The sequence below is a fragment of the Bradyrhizobium sp. CCBAU 51627 genome (genome assembly GCF_028128765.1).
Lineage (GTDB): Bacteria > Pseudomonadota > Alphaproteobacteria > Rhizobiales > Xanthobacteraceae > Bradyrhizobium.
Map to the genome: position 1 here is coordinate 68787 of NZ_LBJG01000018.1, position 16011 is coordinate 84797.

At 64.1% G+C, this 16011-nt stretch carries 14 protein-coding genes; 10 read left to right on the plus strand and 4 right to left on the minus strand.

What is annotated here, in order from left to right; translation table 11 throughout:
• Window positions 1–3: 3 nt before the first annotated feature.
• The 3 genes from XH88_RS09465 (at window position 4) to XH88_RS09475 (ending at window position 3052) form a co-directional block, all read left to right on the plus strand.
• A complete protein-coding gene (locus XH88_RS09465) occupies window positions 4–333 on the plus strand; it encodes a DUF2160 domain-containing protein (RefSeq protein ID WP_271615121.1) in 330 nt (109 codons plus the stop codon).
• Between the two features lie 75 nt (window positions 334–408).
• A complete protein-coding gene (locus XH88_RS09470; RefSeq protein WP_271615122.1) occupies window positions 409–2190 on the plus strand; it encodes an ABC transporter substrate-binding protein in 1782 nt (593 codons plus the stop codon).
• 151 nt (window positions 2191–2341) lie between these two features.
• Complete coding sequence (locus XH88_RS09475; protein ID WP_271615123.1) at window positions 2342–3052, plus strand: hypothetical protein; 711 nt, start codon at window positions 2342–2344, stop codon at window positions 3050–3052.
• Here the strand turns inward: XH88_RS09475 and XH88_RS09480 are convergent.
• Window positions 3041–3847: a tetratricopeptide repeat protein gene (locus tag XH88_RS09480; RefSeq protein ID WP_271615124.1), complete on the minus strand. Its 807-nt coding sequence runs from the start codon at window positions 3845–3847 to the stop codon at window positions 3041–3043. The two genes, XH88_RS09475 and XH88_RS09480, sit on opposite strands and share 12 nt — an antisense overlap.
• 294 nt (window positions 3848–4141) lie before the next feature.
• Here XH88_RS09480 and XH88_RS09485 point away from each other — a divergent pair, with 294 nt between their 5' ends.
• From XH88_RS09485 to XH88_RS09510, 6 genes are read left to right on the plus strand one after another with little or no spacing between them, the layout of a single operon-like run.
• Window positions 4142–5608, plus strand: a complete 1467-nt coding sequence (locus tag XH88_RS09485; protein ID WP_271615125.1) for an FAD-binding oxidoreductase — start codon at window positions 4142–4144, stop codon at window positions 5606–5608.
• A gap of 13 nt (window positions 5609–5621) precedes the next feature.
• Complete coding sequence (locus XH88_RS09490; protein WP_271615126.1) at window positions 5622–6707, plus strand: ABC transporter substrate-binding protein; 1086 nt, start codon at window positions 5622–5624, stop codon at window positions 6705–6707.
• A gap of 28 nt (window positions 6708–6735) precedes the next feature.
• Window positions 6736–7830: an ABC transporter ATP-binding protein gene (locus XH88_RS09495; RefSeq protein WP_271615127.1), complete on the plus strand. Its 1095-nt coding sequence runs from the start codon at window positions 6736–6738 to the stop codon at window positions 7828–7830.
• A 4-nt stretch (window positions 7831–7834) separates the two neighbouring features.
• On the plus strand, window positions 7835–9643 hold the full coding sequence (locus XH88_RS09500) for an ABC transporter permease subunit (RefSeq protein WP_271615128.1): 1809 nt from the start codon (window positions 7835–7837) through the stop codon (window positions 9641–9643).
• 31 nt (window positions 9644–9674) lie between these two features.
• A complete protein-coding gene (dapA, locus tag XH88_RS09505) occupies window positions 9675–10580 on the plus strand; it encodes a 4-hydroxy-tetrahydrodipicolinate synthase (protein ID WP_271615129.1) in 906 nt (301 codons plus the stop codon).
• Between the two features lie 12 nt (window positions 10581–10592).
• Window positions 10593–11459, plus strand: a complete 867-nt coding sequence (locus XH88_RS09510; protein ID WP_271615130.1) for an IclR family transcriptional regulator — start codon at window positions 10593–10595, stop codon at window positions 11457–11459.
• 109 nt (window positions 11460–11568) lie between these two features.
• Here XH88_RS09510 and XH88_RS09515 read toward each other — a convergent pair whose 3' ends face one another.
• The 3 genes from XH88_RS09515 to XH88_RS09525 form a co-directional block, all read right to left on the minus strand.
• Complete coding sequence (locus tag XH88_RS09515) at window positions 11569–12669, minus strand: alkene reductase (RefSeq protein WP_271615131.1); 1101 nt, start codon at window positions 12667–12669, stop codon at window positions 11569–11571.
• Window positions 12670–12849: 180 nt separating this feature from the next.
• Window positions 12850–13353: a DUF1993 domain-containing protein gene (locus XH88_RS09520; RefSeq protein ID WP_271615132.1), complete on the minus strand. Its 504-nt coding sequence runs from the start codon at window positions 13351–13353 to the stop codon at window positions 12850–12852.
• A gap of 111 nt (window positions 13354–13464) precedes the next feature.
• Complete coding sequence (locus XH88_RS09525) at window positions 13465–14781, minus strand: lytic murein transglycosylase (RefSeq protein ID WP_271615133.1); 1317 nt, start codon at window positions 14779–14781, stop codon at window positions 13465–13467.
• A gap of 184 nt (window positions 14782–14965) precedes the next feature.
• Here XH88_RS09525 and htpX point away from each other — a divergent pair, with 184 nt between their 5' ends.
• Window positions 14966–15922 (plus strand): zinc metalloprotease HtpX, encoded by a 957-nt coding sequence (gene htpX / locus XH88_RS09530; protein ID WP_271615134.1) that lies wholly within the window; start codon window positions 14966–14968, stop codon window positions 15920–15922.
• Window positions 15923–16011 lie beyond the last annotated feature (89 nt).

Below are 16011 nucleotides of genomic sequence, written 5' to 3' on the forward strand. Positions count from 1 at the left end.
CTCATGGACTCCATTGCATGGATGGCCTGGACGCTGCCGACCGCGATCTTCTTCGTGGCGCTGGCGTGCACGCTGGCCATTATGACCTGGCTCGCAGCCGCCTATCCCGAGGCCGAGCGCGTCGGGATCCTGCGCATCCCAACCACGCGCGGCGACCGCCTGTTCGTCTCGCTGATCGTGGCCGCCGTCATCCACCTGGTGTGGATCGGGCTCGTCGGCACCGATCCGATCACGACGATTCCGATCGGAGAGGAAGGAATTGAAATAACGAGCCTGTGGCTCGCAACCGTGATTTCGCTTGCCTCTGGCGTGGTGATCTTTCGCACCGTCTGAGGCCTGCGAGAAAGAGCAGATCCGGGGTCTACCCGGGCCTGGATTTAGTTTGTCGCTTCAACCGGAGGAAACTTAATGCGACACTTGCGAACGACCAAGGACAGTCTTCTGACCATGACCAGCGCCGTCGCGCTGATCGCGGCTTCGATGACGATCGCCGCGCCGGCGCGCGCTGACGAAGCCGCCGCCAAGAAGTGGATCGACAGCGAATTCCAGCCGTCGACCCTGTCGAAGGACGATGCGCTGAAGGAGATGCAGTGGTTCATCAAGGCCGCTGAACCTTTCAAGGGCATGGAGATCAACGTCGTCTCCGAGACGCTGACCACGCACGAATATGAATCCCGCACGCTCGCGAAGGCGTTCGAGGAGATCACCGGCATCAAGGTCAAGCACGACATCATCCAGGAAGGTGACGTCGTCGAGAAGATTCAGACCCAGATGCAGTCCGGCAAGAACGTCTATGACGGCTGGATCAACGACTCCGACTTCATCGGAACGCACTTCCGCTACGGTCAGGCGGTCGATCTCACCGACTGGATGGCGAAGGACGGCAAGGACGTCACGGACCCGATGCTCGACGTCAACGACTTCATTGGCAAGTCGTTCACGACCGCGCCGAACGGTCACCTCTACCAGTTGCCGGACCAGCAGTTCGCCAACCTGTATTGGTTCCGGTACGACTGGTTCACCAATCCGGACTACAAGGCCAAGTTCAAGGCCAAGTATGGCTACGATCTCGGCGTTCCCGTGAACTGGTCGGCCTACGAGGACATCGCTGAATTCTTCACCAACGATGTCAAGGAGATCAACGGCGTCCGCGTCTATGGTCACATGGACTACGGCAAGAAGGATCCTTCGCTCGGATGGCGTTTCACCGACGCCTGGCTCTCGATGGCCGGCAACGGTGACAAGGGCATCCCGAACGGCCTGCCGGTCGATGAGTGGGGCATCCGCATGGAAGGCTGCCGTCCGGTCGGCTCGTCGGTCGAGCGTGGCGGCGACGTCAACGGACCGGCGGCGGTCTACTCGATCGTCAAGTATCTCGACTGGATGAAGAAGTATGCTCCGCCGCAGGCTCAGGGCATGACCTTCTCCGAATCGGGCCCGGTTCCGTCGCAGGGCAACATTGCCCAGCAGATCTTCTGGTACACCGCCTTCACCGCCGACATGGTGAAGCCCGGTCTGCCGGTGATGAACGCGGACGGTACGCCGAAGTGGCGTATGGCTCCGTCGCCGCACGGCGCCTACTGGAAGGACGGCATGAAGCTCGGCTACCAGGACGTGGGATCGGCGACCCTGCTGAAGTCGACCCCGGTCGATCGCCGCAAGGCTGCCTGGCTGTATCTCCAGTTCATCGTCTCCAAGACGGTGTCGCTGAAGAAGAGCCATGTCGGTCTGACCTTCATCCGCGAATCCGACATCTGGGACAAGTCCTTCACGGAACGTGCGCCGAAGCTCGGCGGCCTGATCGAGTTCTACCGCTCGCCCGCGCGCGTGCAGTGGACCCCGACCGGCAACAACGTGCCTGACTATCCGAAGCTCGCTCAGCTGTGGTGGCAGAACATCGGCGATGCGTCGTCCGGTGCGAAGACGCCGCAAGCCGCGATGGACTCGCTCGCGGCCGCTCAGGACTCGGTCATGGAGCGTCTCGAGAAGTCGGGCGTGCAGGGCGCCTGCGGACCGAAGCTCAACCCGAAGAAGACGGCTGAGTATTGGTACGACAAGTCGGCCAAGGACGGTAACATCGCTCCGCAGCGCAAGCTGGCGAACGAGAAGCCGAAGGGCGAAACCGTCGACTACGACACGCTGATCAAGTCGTGGCCGGCCTCGCCGCCCAAGCGCGCCGAAGCGAAGTAATTCGCTGACATCATCATGGCCAGGTTCGTCCGGGCCATCCACGAGAGCAGGAGGCCGGGAGCAATCCCGGCCTTTTGTCGTTTGGCCCTCTTGCCTTATCGGCGGCCGTGATCTGAATTGAACAGCTCGGACCTGGAAGCGAGACTTCGCCATGCGCATGATTTTCCGTTGCGATCCAAAGCTGGCCGATCATCTGGTGCGACCATTTCCGGCGCGTACCGCCTTGCCGGACTGGCTGCGGACGATGCCCGCCACAGCGCATTCGGAGATCCACGGCCGCGACATCCGTACGGTCAAGCAGTGTCCGCCCTTCGTCGATGCGATGGCGTATGGAATCATGATTCCGCTGCCGTGCGACATCAGGATCGAGGGTGGCGAATTTTCGTGGGACTGGGATATCCCAGAGCCGGAGACGGCGGGGCATCCGCGCGCGCCGCTCAGCTTCCATCCGGTCGCGCAATTCGCCGCGGCACCGTTCTCGAATGGACGATCCGCGCTCAAGTTCAACAGTTTCTGGACCATCGAGCTCGAGCCCGGCTGGTCGCTGTTCGCGACACATCCCATCAACCGTGACGACCTGCCGTTCCGCCTCGTCTCGGGTCTGGTCGACGCCGACCGGTTTCACGACGGTGGCATTAATTTTCCAGCCGTCTGGATCAAGCCTGATTTTTCAGGCGTCCTGAAGAAGGGGTTGCCGATCGCGCAGTGCTTTGCCGTTCCACGCCAGGCGCCCGAACTCGTGTTCGAGAGCTTCGATGCGGCGCACCGGCAGTCCTATGAGAAGGTCGTCGGCGATGTGCTGGCCGCGCCGAATGTCTATCGCAAGCAGTTTCGCGCCAAGCGTGGACGCCTAACGCGCTAGCGTGCGCCGCAGCTCCTCCTCGTCGAGCCACAGCCGCCCGTGAGGGGCGGAGGTCAGCGCCATTGCGATGGAGCCGAACAGCTGCGGGCGCAAGCGATAGGCTTTCCCGAACGCCTCCATGGCGGCATCCAGCTCTCCGGTCTCCTGGAGGGAGATGCCGAGATTGAGCGCGGCCTCGGCATGCTCAGGCTTGAGCTCGAAGGCCTTGCGATAGGCGCTTGCCGCGCCCCTGTGGTCACGCAAATCCTGCCGCGCAAGGCCAAGATTGAACCAGACGGACGCCGGCGCGTCCGTCGCGGTCGCTTGCGTGAGCAGGCTTGCAGCGGTGGCGGGGTCGCCATCCTCCCAGGCCAGCCGGCCCAGTTGCGCCGTTGCTTCCTGATGCCCAGGGATGACCTTGAGGATTGCCTGCCAGGCGCCACGTGCCTGATCTCGCAGCCCCGCCATATCGAGCGTTCGTGCCTTCTCGATGAACATCTCGCGCTGTGGGCTGGTGGCGATAGCGGCATCGAGATGGACGAGCGCGGTGTCGAACTGTCCTTCGCTGCGCGCGATACGGGCAGCCAGCAGCCGCGCCGGCGCGTTGTTCGGCCGCTTGGCCAGGCTGACGTCGATATGCGCGTGAGCCGGGGCGAGGGCGCCCCTGGAGAACAGCACGGCAGCCAGCAGATGGTGCAGCACCGGATCACCGGGATCGCGCGCAAGGCCTTGTTCGCACAGACGCTGCGCCTCATCCGGCTTGCCCGAATTGACCGCTGCAGTCGCGCGGCGAACGAGTGTCTGAATGTCATCCATCGCCGTATTAGAGCAAGGATGCGAAGGGCCAGCAACACGAGGCGCCCGTTTGCTGCTCATCGATCAAGTGTAATTCGTGACGGTGTGTTTGCTTGGGCTTTTCGCCGAGCGGGAGCGTCGCCCCGAGCTTTTGGTCGCGAGATCCTTCGCAGGGCATGACGGCGTGCGTACCCCCCGCTTGACTCCCCATCACATCGAATTCATGATCGGCATAATGCGATTGAAGTAATCGTATTTCGATTACTTGCGCAGGCGCCGTTTGGACCCACGTGGGCCCGTTCCGGAGGTCGGTAGATGGCATTGATCGAGGCGTTCCGGCAGTTGCTGGGCGACACGGCCGTGCTGACGCGCGAGGAGGATCTCGCGGGTCTCACCGAGGATTGGCGTGGCCGGTTTCACGCGCCGGCGCTCTGCGCTGTGCTACCCTCGACCACGGAGCAGGTCGCTTCTATCGTTCGTCTCTGCGTCGCCCATGACACCCCGGTGCTGCCGCAGGGCGGCAACACCAGCCTGTGCGGGGGCGCGACGCCATCAGGGCAGGGCAAGCCGCCGGTCATTGTCGCGCTGACGCGCATGCGCCGGATCCGCTCGCTGGATCCCGTCAACAACACGATGGTGGTCGATGCCGGCTGCGTGCTGGCGACAATTCAGGAGTCCGCCGCGACCGCCGGTCGGCTTTATCCCGTCAGTCTCGGCGCCGAAGGCTCTTGCCAGATCGGCGGCAATATCGGCACCAATGCCGGCGGCACCGGTGTGCTCCGCTATGGCAATACGCGCGACAACGTGCTCGGGCTGGAGGTCGTCCTGCCGGACGGATCGGTCTGGGACGGCCTCTACGCACTGCGCAAGAACAACACCGGCTATGACCTCAAGCATCTCTTCATCGGCTCCGAAGGCACGCTCGGCGTCATCACCGGCGCGGTGCTGAAGCTGCATCCGCTGCCGACAGCGGAGTCCGTCGCCTGGCTCGCGGTCGACAGTCCGCATCGAGCGCTCGAGGTGCTCGGCCTGTTCCAAGCCGCCTGCAACTCGCGGCTCTCCGCCTTCGAGCTGATGAATGCCAAGCAGATCCAGCTAGTCCTGGAGCAGGTGCCGGGTCGGCGCTGTCCCGTTGCGGAGATCGACACCTGGCATGTCCTCGTCGAATTGTCTGACACGGGCGACGCCACCGCGCTTGCGGCGACGATGCAGACAGTGCTCGAACAGGCGCTCGAGGCCGGGCTCGTCAGCGACGGCGTGGTCGCCACCAGCGAGGCCCAGCGCAAGGCGATGTGGCTGGTGCGGCACAGCGTGTCGGAAGCCAACAAGAAAGCGGGCGTCGGTCTGACCTCGGACACCGCGGTGCCGGTCTCGACCGTGCCTGATTTCATCGACCGGGCCATTGCGGCGGTGCGCGCGATCGTGCCGGATCTGCCGTTCGTCATTGTCGGCCACATGGGCGACGGCAACATCCATCTCATCCCCTTCTTCACCTTCGCCGAATGGGATGCGCTGCCGGACCGCGACGAGACTGCGCAGAGGATTCGCCGCGCCATGAACGATGTCGCCAACTCTTTGCGCGGCACCTTCAGCGCCGAGCATGGCGTCGGGCGCACGCTGACCGGCGAGATGATCCGCTACAAGCCGCCGGTCGAGCTCGCCTTGATGCGGGCGGTGAAACAGGCGTTCGACCCGTCGGGTCTGTTCAATCCCGGCCGCGTTCTGCCGCCGTCATCGGCGACTGAGACGGCCGCAGCTTCGCCGACCATCGCAACATCGTAGAGAGGGGACTGACATGACCAACGCACCGAAGATCATCACTTCCCGCCGCCGCCTGCTGCTCGGCGCAGGAGCCGGCGCCGTCGCGCTCGCCGCGCCCTCTGTCTGGTCGCCGTCCCGCGCCGCCGGCAAGCGCATCGTCGTGCGCGACGACGGCGGCATCTACACCAAGGCCTATGGCGCGGTGTTCTACCGTCCGTTCACCGAGGCGACCGGCATCGAGGTGGTCGGCGTGCAGGCCAATGCCGAGCCGGTGGCGCAGATCAAGACCATGATCGATACCAAGAACTACACCTGGGACATGGCCAAGATTAGCTGGCCCGCGATCCTGCTGCTGACCACCGGCAGCAAGCAATATCTCGAAAAGCACGGTCTCGAATCCGAGCCCGTCATCAAGTCGATTCCTGCCGAGTTCATGTCGCCCTACGGTGTCGGTACCAACGTCTACACCACCGTGCTGGCCTACCGCACCGACGCCTTCAAGGGGCGCAAGGCGCCGCAGTCCTGGGCCGATTTCTGGAATGTGGCGGAGTTTCCGGGACGCCGCGCCGTGCGCAAGCATCCGTTCGACACGATCGAGGAGGCGCTGATGGGCGCGGGCGTGCCGACCGCGCAGGTCTATCCTTGCGATCTCGACAAGGCCTTTGCCTCGCTCGACAAGATCAAGCCCTCGGTCGCGGTGTGGTGGACCAGCGGCGCGCAGGTCGAGCAGATGCTGACCTCGGGCGAGATTGACCTGCTGCCGACCTGGGTGTCGCGTCCGCAGGCCGCTCAGGCGGCCGGCGCGCCGGTCGAGATCGTCTGGAATCAGGGCATCTGGGGCGGCGACAATTGGTCGATCCTCGCCGGCACGCCAAATGCGGATGCCTGCCGCGAGTTCATCAAGTTCGCCTCGGATCCGAAGCGCCAGGCGGCGCTGATGGAGTATTTCCCTGCCGGCCTCACGCAGCCCGAGGCCTTCAACTACGTCAAGCCGGAGCTCGCTAGGAACTGTCCGACCTATCCGGATAACATCAAGGCAGGTCTGAAGATCGATGCGAAATTCTGGTACGACAACCAGGCAACCGTCATCGAGCGCTTCAACAGCTGGATCCTGGCTTGACCCTGAAGCGTCGCGATTGGAGCAAGGCATGACTTCGTCGAGCTTGCGCGTCAAAGGGCTTACCAAGCGTTATGGCGACTTCGTCGCGCTGGCGCCGACCAGTCTCGATGTCGCGAAGGGGGAATTCCTCACGCTGCTTGGTCCTTCGGGGTCGGGTAAGACGACGCTGCTCAGCCTGATCGCAGGACTCGCGCATCCGGACGAAGGTCAGATCCTGGTCGACGATTCCGATGTGACGCGCAGCCCGGCCTATGACCGGGACATCGGCGTCGTGTTCCAGAACTACGCGCTGTTTCCTCACATGACCGTGGAGGACAACATCGCGTTTCCGCTGAAGATGCGGAAGATCGCCGATGCCGACGCGCGCCGGCGCACCGCCGAGGCGCTGGAGACGGTACGCCTGCCGTATGTCGCAAAGCGCTATCCGCGCGAGCTCTCGGGCGGCCAGCAGCAGCGCATTGCGCTGGCGCGCTGCATCGTCTATCGCCCCGCGATCATCCTGATGGACGAGCCTCTCGGCGCGCTCGACAAGAAGCTGCGCGACCAGATGCAGCTTGAGATCAAGCGCATCCATCGCGAGCTCCGCACCACGATCATCTACGTCACCCACGACCAGGAGGAAGCGATGACCATGTCCGATCGCATCTGCCTGATGAACGCAGGCGCGATCGAGCAGCTCGGCTCGCCGGAGGATCTCTATTTCCGCCCGCAATCGGTCTTCGTCGCGGACTTTCTCGGTGAATCCAACTTGCTCAGCGCAACGGTCCGGCAGGTCGATGCGCAGGGGCTCGACATCGTGCTGGCGGACCAAACGGCACCGTCACGCGCGGTCGGCAACGGCGCGCGATTCACTGCCGGCGAGCCGATCAAGCTCATGGTCCGCCCCCAGAACCTCCATGTCGGGGACGCGGCGAGCGGCAAGCTCACCGGCAGGCTGGTCGACGTGATGATCAGCGGCAGCATGACGCGGCTCTACATCGCACCCGAAAAGGCCGACATGCCGCACCTCGTCGCGGCCTATCCGACGCGATCGAGCGCGGCGCCCTACGAGATCGGCCAGCTCGTTTCGCTCGGCTGGAATTCCGCGGATGCCGTGGCGATCCGCGACGGCAGGGGACACTGACGCCATGGCATTGGCCAAAGCGCCCGCAGTCGAATCGGGACAGCTCCGGAGTGTGATTCGCTCGCGCAGCCGGTCACAGGCCTGGACCTGGGTCGCGATGGGCGGCCCGCTTGTGCTGCTGCTCGTCTTCTTCCTGGTCTACCCCGTCGGCCAGTTGCTGGTGCTCAGCATCACCAACGACAGCGCATTCACGCTCGCGCCGTACCGCCAGCTGTTCGCCTCCTCGGTCTATGTCGACGTCCTCCTCATCACGCTGAAGATCTCTCTGGTGACGACGCTGGTGTGCATCGTCACTGGCTACCCGATCGCCTATCTGATCTCCGTCGTCGGCAAGGAACGGAAGGCAACGCTTCTGTTCTGGGTGCTGCTGTCGTTCTGGACCAGTTTCCTGGTCCGCGCCTTCGCCTGGATCGTGCTGCTCGGCCGCAACGGCGTCATCAACAAGCTCCTGATCTCGCTCGGCATCATCTCGAGTCCTGCGAGCCTGCTCTACAATTTCGGCAGCGTGCTCGTCGGCATGGTCAATGCGCTCTTGCCGCTCGCCGTGCTGACCATGCTCTCGGTGATGGAGAACATCGACCGCAACCTGCCGCGTGCAGCCGCCACGCTCGGCGCGCGTCCGGGCATGGCATTCTGGAAGATCTATTTTCCGCTGTCGCTGCCCGGCGTCGCCGCGGCTGGCATCATGGTGTTCGTCACTGCGATCGGGTTCTTCATCGTTCCGGCGCTGCTTGGCGGACGCCGCGAGACCATGATCACGCAATTGATCATCGACCAGGTTCAGCAGACGCTGAACTGGGGTTTTGCCGGCGCAATCTCGGTGTTGCTGCTGCTCGTGGTCCTCATCGTCTTTGCCGCCTATGACCGGTTGCTCGGCCTGTCGACCATGACCGGCGCATCTGCGCCGCGCACCGCGGCGACGTCGCGTTTGTCGAGCCCGATCCAGAAGGCGGGCGATGCGCTCCTCACTCTGCTTGGCGTGATCTCCGACCGCATCATTCTGCTGTCGCCGTCGCGCCGCCGCGACCGCAATCCGGACCAGGCCGGCCTCGGCTTGCAGGCCTTCGTCTGGACCATGCTCATCATCATCAGTGCGCCGACGCTTCTAATGATCCCGCTGTCGTTCGGCACCGGCGGCCTCAACTGGCCGCCGCAGGGATTTACGCTGCACTGGTATGAGACCGTGCTGCATTCGCCGGTCTGGACCCAGGCGTTCCTGCGCTCGCTGCTTGTCGGTCTGGGGACGGGGGCGCTCGCCATGCTGATCGGAACGCCGGCGGCGTTTCTCCTGGTGAGGAGCAACATTCCCGCCAAGGCCGCCTGGCTCGCCTTCATCCTGTCGCCGATCGTCGTGCCGCGCATGATCATCGCAGTCGGCCTGTTCTATGTGTTCGCGAGCATGGGCCTCGTCGGCAGCGCTTTCGGACTCATTCTCGGACATACGGTCGTCGCGGTGCCTTATGTCGTGATGACCATGATGGCCGTGCTGCGCAACTACGACACGCGGCTCGACCACGCCGCGCAAAGCCTAGGCGCGCGTCCCTTTGCGACGCTGCGCCACATTACTTTTCCGATTCTCGGTGCCGGCATGTTCTCCTCGTTCCTGTTCGCCTTCGCGACCTCGTTCGACGAGCTCACCATCGCGCTGTTTGCGACCGGCGGCCTCAATGCCACGCTGCCGAAGCAGTTCTGGGACGAGGTGACGCTTCAGGTCTCGCCCGTGATCGCTGCCGTCTCGACCTGCCTGTTCATCTTCATGGGGCTCTTGATCTTCGTCGCCGAACGCCTGCGTCGGCGCGCTGGCGCAAGGTAGTCATCCCACGTTCTAACCAGAGGTTCTCGTCATGCTCACTGCCAATCGCCTTCGCGGGCTGTTCCCGGCCATTCCGACCCCGGTGAAGGCCGACGACAGGATCGACGCTCAGGCGGTCGCGGCGCTGTTTGCCTGGCTCAACAAGCAGGGCATCGACGGCGTAGTGCCGCTCGGCGGCACCGGTGAATATGGCGCGCTGGCGCGGTCTGAGCGGATCAAGATGGCAGGCTTGTCGGTGAAGGCGATGGCGGGCAAGGGGCCCGTGATTGCCGGCGTGCTGGACACCGGTTTCCACGATGCCCTGCAGGCAGGCCGTGAATTCGCAGCCGAGGGCGTGGACGGTCTCCTGGTTCTTACGCCATATTACACCAACCCGACTCAGGCCGGCATTCGCGATTATTTCCTGCGCTATGCCGACGCCTCGCCCCTGCCCGTCCTGATCTACGAGATTCCCTACCGAACCCGGATCGCCATCGAGCCAAAAATCCTGCATGAGCTCTCCAGGCATCCCAACATCATCGGCATGAAGGCCTGCAACCTCGACATGTACCATTTCCTCCAGGTCGTGGCCGGCGTCGATGAGAGCTTTGCGGTGCTGAGCGGCGAGGACAGCCTGTTTCCGCTGCATCTCGCGGCGGGCGCGACGGGCGGCATCGTCGTCACCGCATGCCTGTTGCCGCGCGCCTGGCGCGCGATCTACGAGACGGCGATCGCGGGTCGGACCGCGGAGGCGCTGAGCCTGCACCGGCGTCTGATCCCGTTCATGAACATGGCGTTTGCCGAAACCAATCCGGGACCGATGAAGGCGGTGATGGACATGATCGGCGTCGACGCGCCGCGCATGCTGGCGCCGCTGGTGCAGCCGGCGCCGGCGCTGGTCTCAGCATTCCGCGCCGAGCTCGGCCGTCAACTGGCGATCTCGGAGGACATCGCGTGAGAGGATGGCAGCATGGCACGTAGCAGGCGCGCGGGCGGCGGACGGCCTGCGAGGACGAAAGTCGCCAAAGCCGGCGCGAAGACGGCCGACAAAGGCGGCGAGCCGCGCTCGTCCCTGTTCGTCGGCTCGACCGAGAAGGCGTTCCAGGTCCTGCATGCCTTCGACGGGCCGCAGCGCTACATGACGCTCGCCGACATCGCGCGCGCCGCCGATCTTGACCGCAGCGCTACCCAGCGCCTCGTCTACACGCTCGAGACGCTCGGCTATCTCAAGCGGATCGAGGGAACGCGCAACTATGGCCTCACCTCAAAGGTGCTTCAGTTCTCGCACAGCTATCTCAAGGCCAACGACCTGATCGACCGTGCCTCGCCCTATCTGCTCGAGATCAGCCGCAATCTCGGGGAAACGACCAATCTGCACGAACTCGATGGCCACGAGGTCGTCTTCGTGGCGCGCTTTCCGGGCGCGCATCTCATCAACATCGACATCGTGATCGGCAGCCGGTTGCCGACTTTCTTCACGGCGTCGGGCACCGCGATCCTATCGGCGTTGCCGGAGGAGGAGCGTCTCGCGCTGCTCGAGCGGACGCCGCTCGTGCCGCTGACGCCGTTCACCGTGACCGACCCGAAGGCGCTGCTGGAGCGCGTTCGGGTCGCAGCCCAACGCGGCTATGCCGTCATCATGAACGAGACCGTGATGGGTGACATCTCGGTCGCAGCTCCGATCATCGACGAGCACGGCCGCGCCGTTGCCGCGATCAACATTTCAGTGCCGACGACGCGCTGGACCAAGGAGCGCGCCGAGGCCGAACTCGCGCAGCATGTCCATGTCGCCGCGACCTCGATCTCCAAATCGAAGTTCAACCGTTACGCGGCCTGAGGCTCGCCGCTGACAATCAAAAAGGCCGGGACTAATCCCGAGGCCGGGACTAATCCCGGCCTTTTTCTTTCTTCGCCTCTCTCCGCAAGCTGGGAGAGGGTGAAGAGAATTACTCCGCTGGTTCGGCCGCGAGCGTTGGATAGTCCGTGTAGCCCTTGGCGCCGCCGCCGTAGAAGGTGTTCTTGTCCCAATCGTTCAGCGCTGCGCCCTTCTTCAGCCGTTCCACCAGGTCGGGATTGGAGATGAACGGTTTGCCGAACGCGATCAAATCGGCGGCATCAGCGTCGAGCACCTTGGTGGCGAGATCGAAATCGTAGCCGTTGTTGGCGATGTAGGCGCCCGAGAAGCGCTTGCGCAAGGATGCATAGTCGAACGGCGCGAAGTCGCGCGGGCCGCCGGTGGCGCCCTCGACGACGTGGAGATAGACGAGCTTCAAGGCGTTGAGGCCGTCGGTGATGTAATCGAACAACGCTTGCGGATTGGAATCGGAGATGTCGTTGGCAGGCGTCACCGGCGAGATGCGGATGCCGGTGCGGTCGGCGCCGGCTTCGGCCGCGACGGCCCTGGAGACCTCCAGCATCAGCTTCGCGCGGTTCTCGATCGAGCCGCCATAGGCGTCGGTCCGCTTGTTGGCGCCGTCCTTGGCGAACTGGTCGAGCAGATAGCCGTTGGCGCCGTGGATCTCGACGCCGTCGAAACCGGCCTCCAGCGCATTCTTCGTGGCGCGCTTGAAGTCGTCGATGATTTCAGGGATTTCGGAAAGCTCGAGCGCGCGGGGCTCGGAGACGTCGGCGAAGGTGCCGTTGACGAAGGTCTTGCCCTTGGCGCGGATCGCGCTCGGCGCCACCGGAGCGGCGCCACCCGCCTGAAGATCGACATGCGAGATACGGCCGACGTGCCAGAGCTGGATGAAGATCTTGCCGCCGCGCTCATGCACCCTGTCGGTGACCTTGCGCCAGCCGCTGACTTGCTCCCTCGAGTAGATGCCTGGCGTGTCCTGATAGCCCTGGCCCTGCTGCGAGACCTGGCTTGCTTCGGTGATCAGCAGACCTGCGGAGGCGCGCTGACCGTAATACTCGGCCGCGAGCGGGGAGGGGACGAAGGTGCCGGGCGCGGCGCGGTTACGCGTCAACGGCGCCATCACCAGGCGGTTGGCCAGCGTGATCGGGCCAAGCTTGTAGGTCTCAAATAATTTGGTCGGACGGCTCATTGGGGATGCTTCCAGGAGTTAAGAGGTCCGGAACATTTGTGCATTGCGGCATCGGGCGCAAGGGATGAGCCATACGGAAAGTGCAGGCGAGCTGCGCGGCAGCGCCCGCGCAGCATAATTCATGCGCGATTGCGGCCGCGACAGCGGATTTTCGCCAGTGCGGCCGTGCGATTGCGCAGATCAGCTCATGCCGAGGAAATCGCGTTTGCCGATCTCGATGCCGTTATGGCGCAGGATGCCGTGCGCGGTCGCGGCATGGAAATAGAAGTTGGGCAGCGACACCGAGCTGAAGAATTGCTGGCCCTTCAGCGTCACGGTCCGGTCGGATCCGGCCGGAAAGGTGACGTCCTTGCTGTCGGCGCCCTCGAACTGCTCTGGCTTGAACGATTTCACGAAGTCGATGGTCTTCGCCAGCCGCTGCTTCAATTCCGCGAAGCTGGTTTCAGTGTCCGGCATGGACGGCACCTCGGTATGCGTCAGCCGTGCGCAACCCTTGGCCGAGAAATCGCTGACGAGCTGGATCTGCTTCGACAGCGGCAGCATGTCCGGGAACAGGCGGGAGCCGAGCAGGACGCTCGGGTCGATCTTTTTGGCCGCGCAATGCGCCTCAGCCTTGGTGAGCAGGCCAGTCAGGCTGTTCAGCATTTGCAGATAGGCGGGAACGACGGCGTCATAGAAGGACATGTGATGCTCGCTTCAAAGGATGGGAAATCTCAGGAGAAAACCTGAGCCACTCACATGGGAGGCTCATGGAATAATACAATCGCGAAAACAGGCTTGTGCAGTGCGAAAATTCTATCGCACCGTCGCCTGGGGCTGCACCTGTGCCGTGCCGCCGCGCATGCGGGCCAGGAGCTCTGCGGTCGGCCAGGAATCGGCGGGCAGGCCGTATTTGATCTGCATCGCCTTCACGGCGGTGCGGCTCTGCTGGCCCAGCACGCCGTCGACCTTGCCGACATTGAAGCCGGCGCGCACCAGCATTTGCTGCAATTCCTTGAGCTCGTTGAACGGCAGTTGCGCGACCGGTCCGGCGGGCTTGCGCATGGGAGCCGCGCCCGCAATGCGCGAGGCGAGATAACCCGCGGTGGTCGAATAGATCAGCGAGTTATTCCATTCGGTATAGGCGGCGAAATTCGCATAGGCCATGAAGGCCGGCCCATTACGCCCCATCGGCAGCAGCACGGACGCCGGAAGATTGTCGTTCGGCAGCGGCCGGCCGTCGGGATAGGTGACGCCGAGCTGCGCCCATTTCGTACGCGGCAGCTGCACGCTGAGATCGGTCTGATCCCATGGCAGATTCTGCGGCACCTTGATCTCTTCCAGCCAGGGCTCGCCGCGCCGCCATTTCAAGCCGTTGGCGATGTAGTTCGCGGTCGAGCCGATCACGTCATCCTCGCTGCGCAGAAGGTCGCGCCGTCCGTCGCCGTCGTAATCGACGGCGTAGTTGACGTAGTGAGTCGGGAGAAATTGGGTCTGGCCGAGCTCGCCGGCCCAGGAGCCGATCATCTCCTCGGGTGTCAGATCGCCACGGTCGATGATCTTCAGCGCGGCGATGGTCTCGTTCACGAACATCTCGGAACGGCGGCAATCATATGCGAGCGACACCAGCGATTTCAGCGTCGGCAGATTGCCCATGTTGGCGCCGAAGTCGCTCTCCAGTCCCCAGAACGCGGCGATCACTGCCGGCGGGACGCCGTATTCCTTTTCGGCACGGGCGAACGCCGCTGCGTGCCGCCTGATGTGCTGCTGGCCGTTCTGCATGCGATAGGGCGCGGCCATGCGGCCGGCGAATTCGGTGAAGAGCTGGCCGAACACGCGCTGGCCGCGGTCGCGGTTGACGATGCCCTGATCGTAGACGAGGTAGGGCGAAGCCTCCGCAATCGTTCGCTGCGATACCCCGGCGGCTATCGCCTGCTGTTTCACGTCGGCGAGGAAACGATCGAAGCTCGCCCCGTTGTGGCACGACGCCGCGCGTGGCGAGGGCGCGGTGGCCTTGGGCGCAATTGCCCTGGGCGCGGCAGGCCTTGCCGGCGGTGGCGCGAACTGGGCGAAGGCGGGAAGGGCGAGCGCGACAAGGGCGGCGGCCGCGATCGCAAATCGGGTCTGGAGCATGAGGTTTCCGGAAGGGGGGAGACGCTTGGATTCCTGACGAAGTTTAATGGATTGATCGTCCTCAAACCAGTGCCGCGGCTCCGCGACGCACCCTGAAACCTTGCATCGGGGGCGGGGTCGTCCCTACCTGACGTTGGCCGGCCTGCGACGCCATCGGCGGCCATGGCCCGCGCTGGAGACGGCCATGAATTATCTGCGTACCGCAATGCTTCTCGCAGGCCTCACTGCCCTGTTCATGGCGGTGGGCTATCTGATCGGCGGCGCCAGCGGCGCCATGATCGCGCTCGTCATTGCCGCCGCGACCAACCTCTTCACCTACTGGAACTCCGACCGCATGGTGCTCTCGATGTACGGCGCCCATGAGGTCGACCGCCGCAGCGCGCCGGAGTTGGTCGGGCTCGTCGCCGAGCTTGCTGGCCGGGCGGGCCTGCCGATGCCGCGCGTATTCCTGATGGACGAGGCCCAGCCCAACGCCTTCGCGACCGGCCGCAATCCCGAGAATGCCGCCGTCGCCGTCACCATCGGCCTGATGAACCAGCTCAGTCGCGAGGAGCTTGCCGGCGTGATCGCGCACGAGCTCGCACATATCCGGAATCACGACACGCTGCTGATGACCGTGACCGCGACCATCGCGGGCGCGATCTCCATGCTGGCGCAGTTCGGTATGTTCTTCGGCGGCAACCGCGACAACAACGGACCCGGCATCGTCGGCTCGATCCTGATGATGATCCTCGCCCCCCTCGGCGCCATGCTGGTGCAGATGGCGATCAGCCGCACGCGCGAATACGCCGCCGACAATCTCGGCGCGCGCATTGCGGGGCAGCCGATGTGGCTCGCTTCGGCGCTGGTGAAGATCGAGAACGCCGCGCATCAGGTGCCGAACTTCGATGCCGAACGAAACCCCGCCACCGCGCATATGTTCATCATCAATCCGCTGTCGGGCCATGGGGTCGATAGTCTCTTCGCGACCCATCCCTCGACCCAGAACCGCATCGCGGCGCTCCAGCAGCTCGCGGCCGAGCTCGGCACGCGCGCCGCGCCGTCGGTCGGCGCTAACGAGAACTATCCGCCGCAAGGCCCGTGGGGCCGCTCGTCCTCGCGTGGTCCTTCGCGTGGCCCTTCCCGGGGTCCTTGGGGCTGACGCGGAACCATCAGGATTTTGCCTGGCTTTGTGACCTGGCGCACAGAGGCGCAGTTCGGTCGGTGTTAATGACCCGACAGAGAGTATTC

Coding starts and splice junctions, on each gene's coding strand:
- XH88_RS09475 (WP_271615123.1), top strand. CDS start 2,342: ATGCGCATGATTTTCCGTTGCGATCCAAAGCTGGCCGATCATCTGGTG.
- XH88_RS09490 (WP_271615126.1), top strand. CDS start 5,622: ATGACCAACGCACCGAAGATCATCACTTCCCGCCGCCGCCTGCTGCTC.
- dapA (WP_271615129.1), top strand. CDS start 9,675: ATGCTCACTGCCAATCGCCTTCGCGGGCTGTTCCCGGCCATTCCGACC.
- htpX (WP_271615134.1), top strand. CDS start 14,966: ATGAATTATCTGCGTACCGCAATGCTTCTCGCAGGCCTCACTGCCCTG.
- XH88_RS09495 (WP_271615127.1), top strand. CDS start 6,736: ATGACTTCGTCGAGCTTGCGCGTCAAAGGGCTTACCAAGCGTTATGGC.
- XH88_RS09515 (WP_271615131.1), bottom strand. CDS start 12,669: ATGAGCCGTCCGACCAAATTATTTGAGACCTACAAGCTTGGCCCGATC.
- XH88_RS09480 (WP_271615124.1), bottom strand. CDS start 3,847: ATGGATGACATTCAGACACTCGTTCGCCGCGCGACTGCAGCGGTCAAT.
- XH88_RS09520 (WP_271615132.1), bottom strand. CDS start 13,353: ATGTCCTTCTATGACGCCGTCGTTCCCGCCTATCTGCAAATGCTGAAC.
- XH88_RS09485 (WP_271615125.1), top strand. CDS start 4,142: ATGGCATTGATCGAGGCGTTCCGGCAGTTGCTGGGCGACACGGCCGTG.
- XH88_RS09510 (WP_271615130.1), top strand. CDS start 10,593: ATGGCACGTAGCAGGCGCGCGGGCGGCGGACGGCCTGCGAGGACGAAA.
- XH88_RS09525 (WP_271615133.1), bottom strand. CDS start 14,781: ATGCTCCAGACCCGATTTGCGATCGCGGCCGCCGCCCTTGTCGCGCTC.
- XH88_RS09470 (WP_271615122.1), top strand. CDS start 409: ATGCGACACTTGCGAACGACCAAGGACAGTCTTCTGACCATGACCAGC.
- XH88_RS09500 (WP_271615128.1), top strand. CDS start 7,835: ATGGCATTGGCCAAAGCGCCCGCAGTCGAATCGGGACAGCTCCGGAGT.
- XH88_RS09465 (WP_271615121.1), top strand. CDS start 4: ATGGACTCCATTGCATGGATGGCCTGGACGCTGCCGACCGCGATCTTC.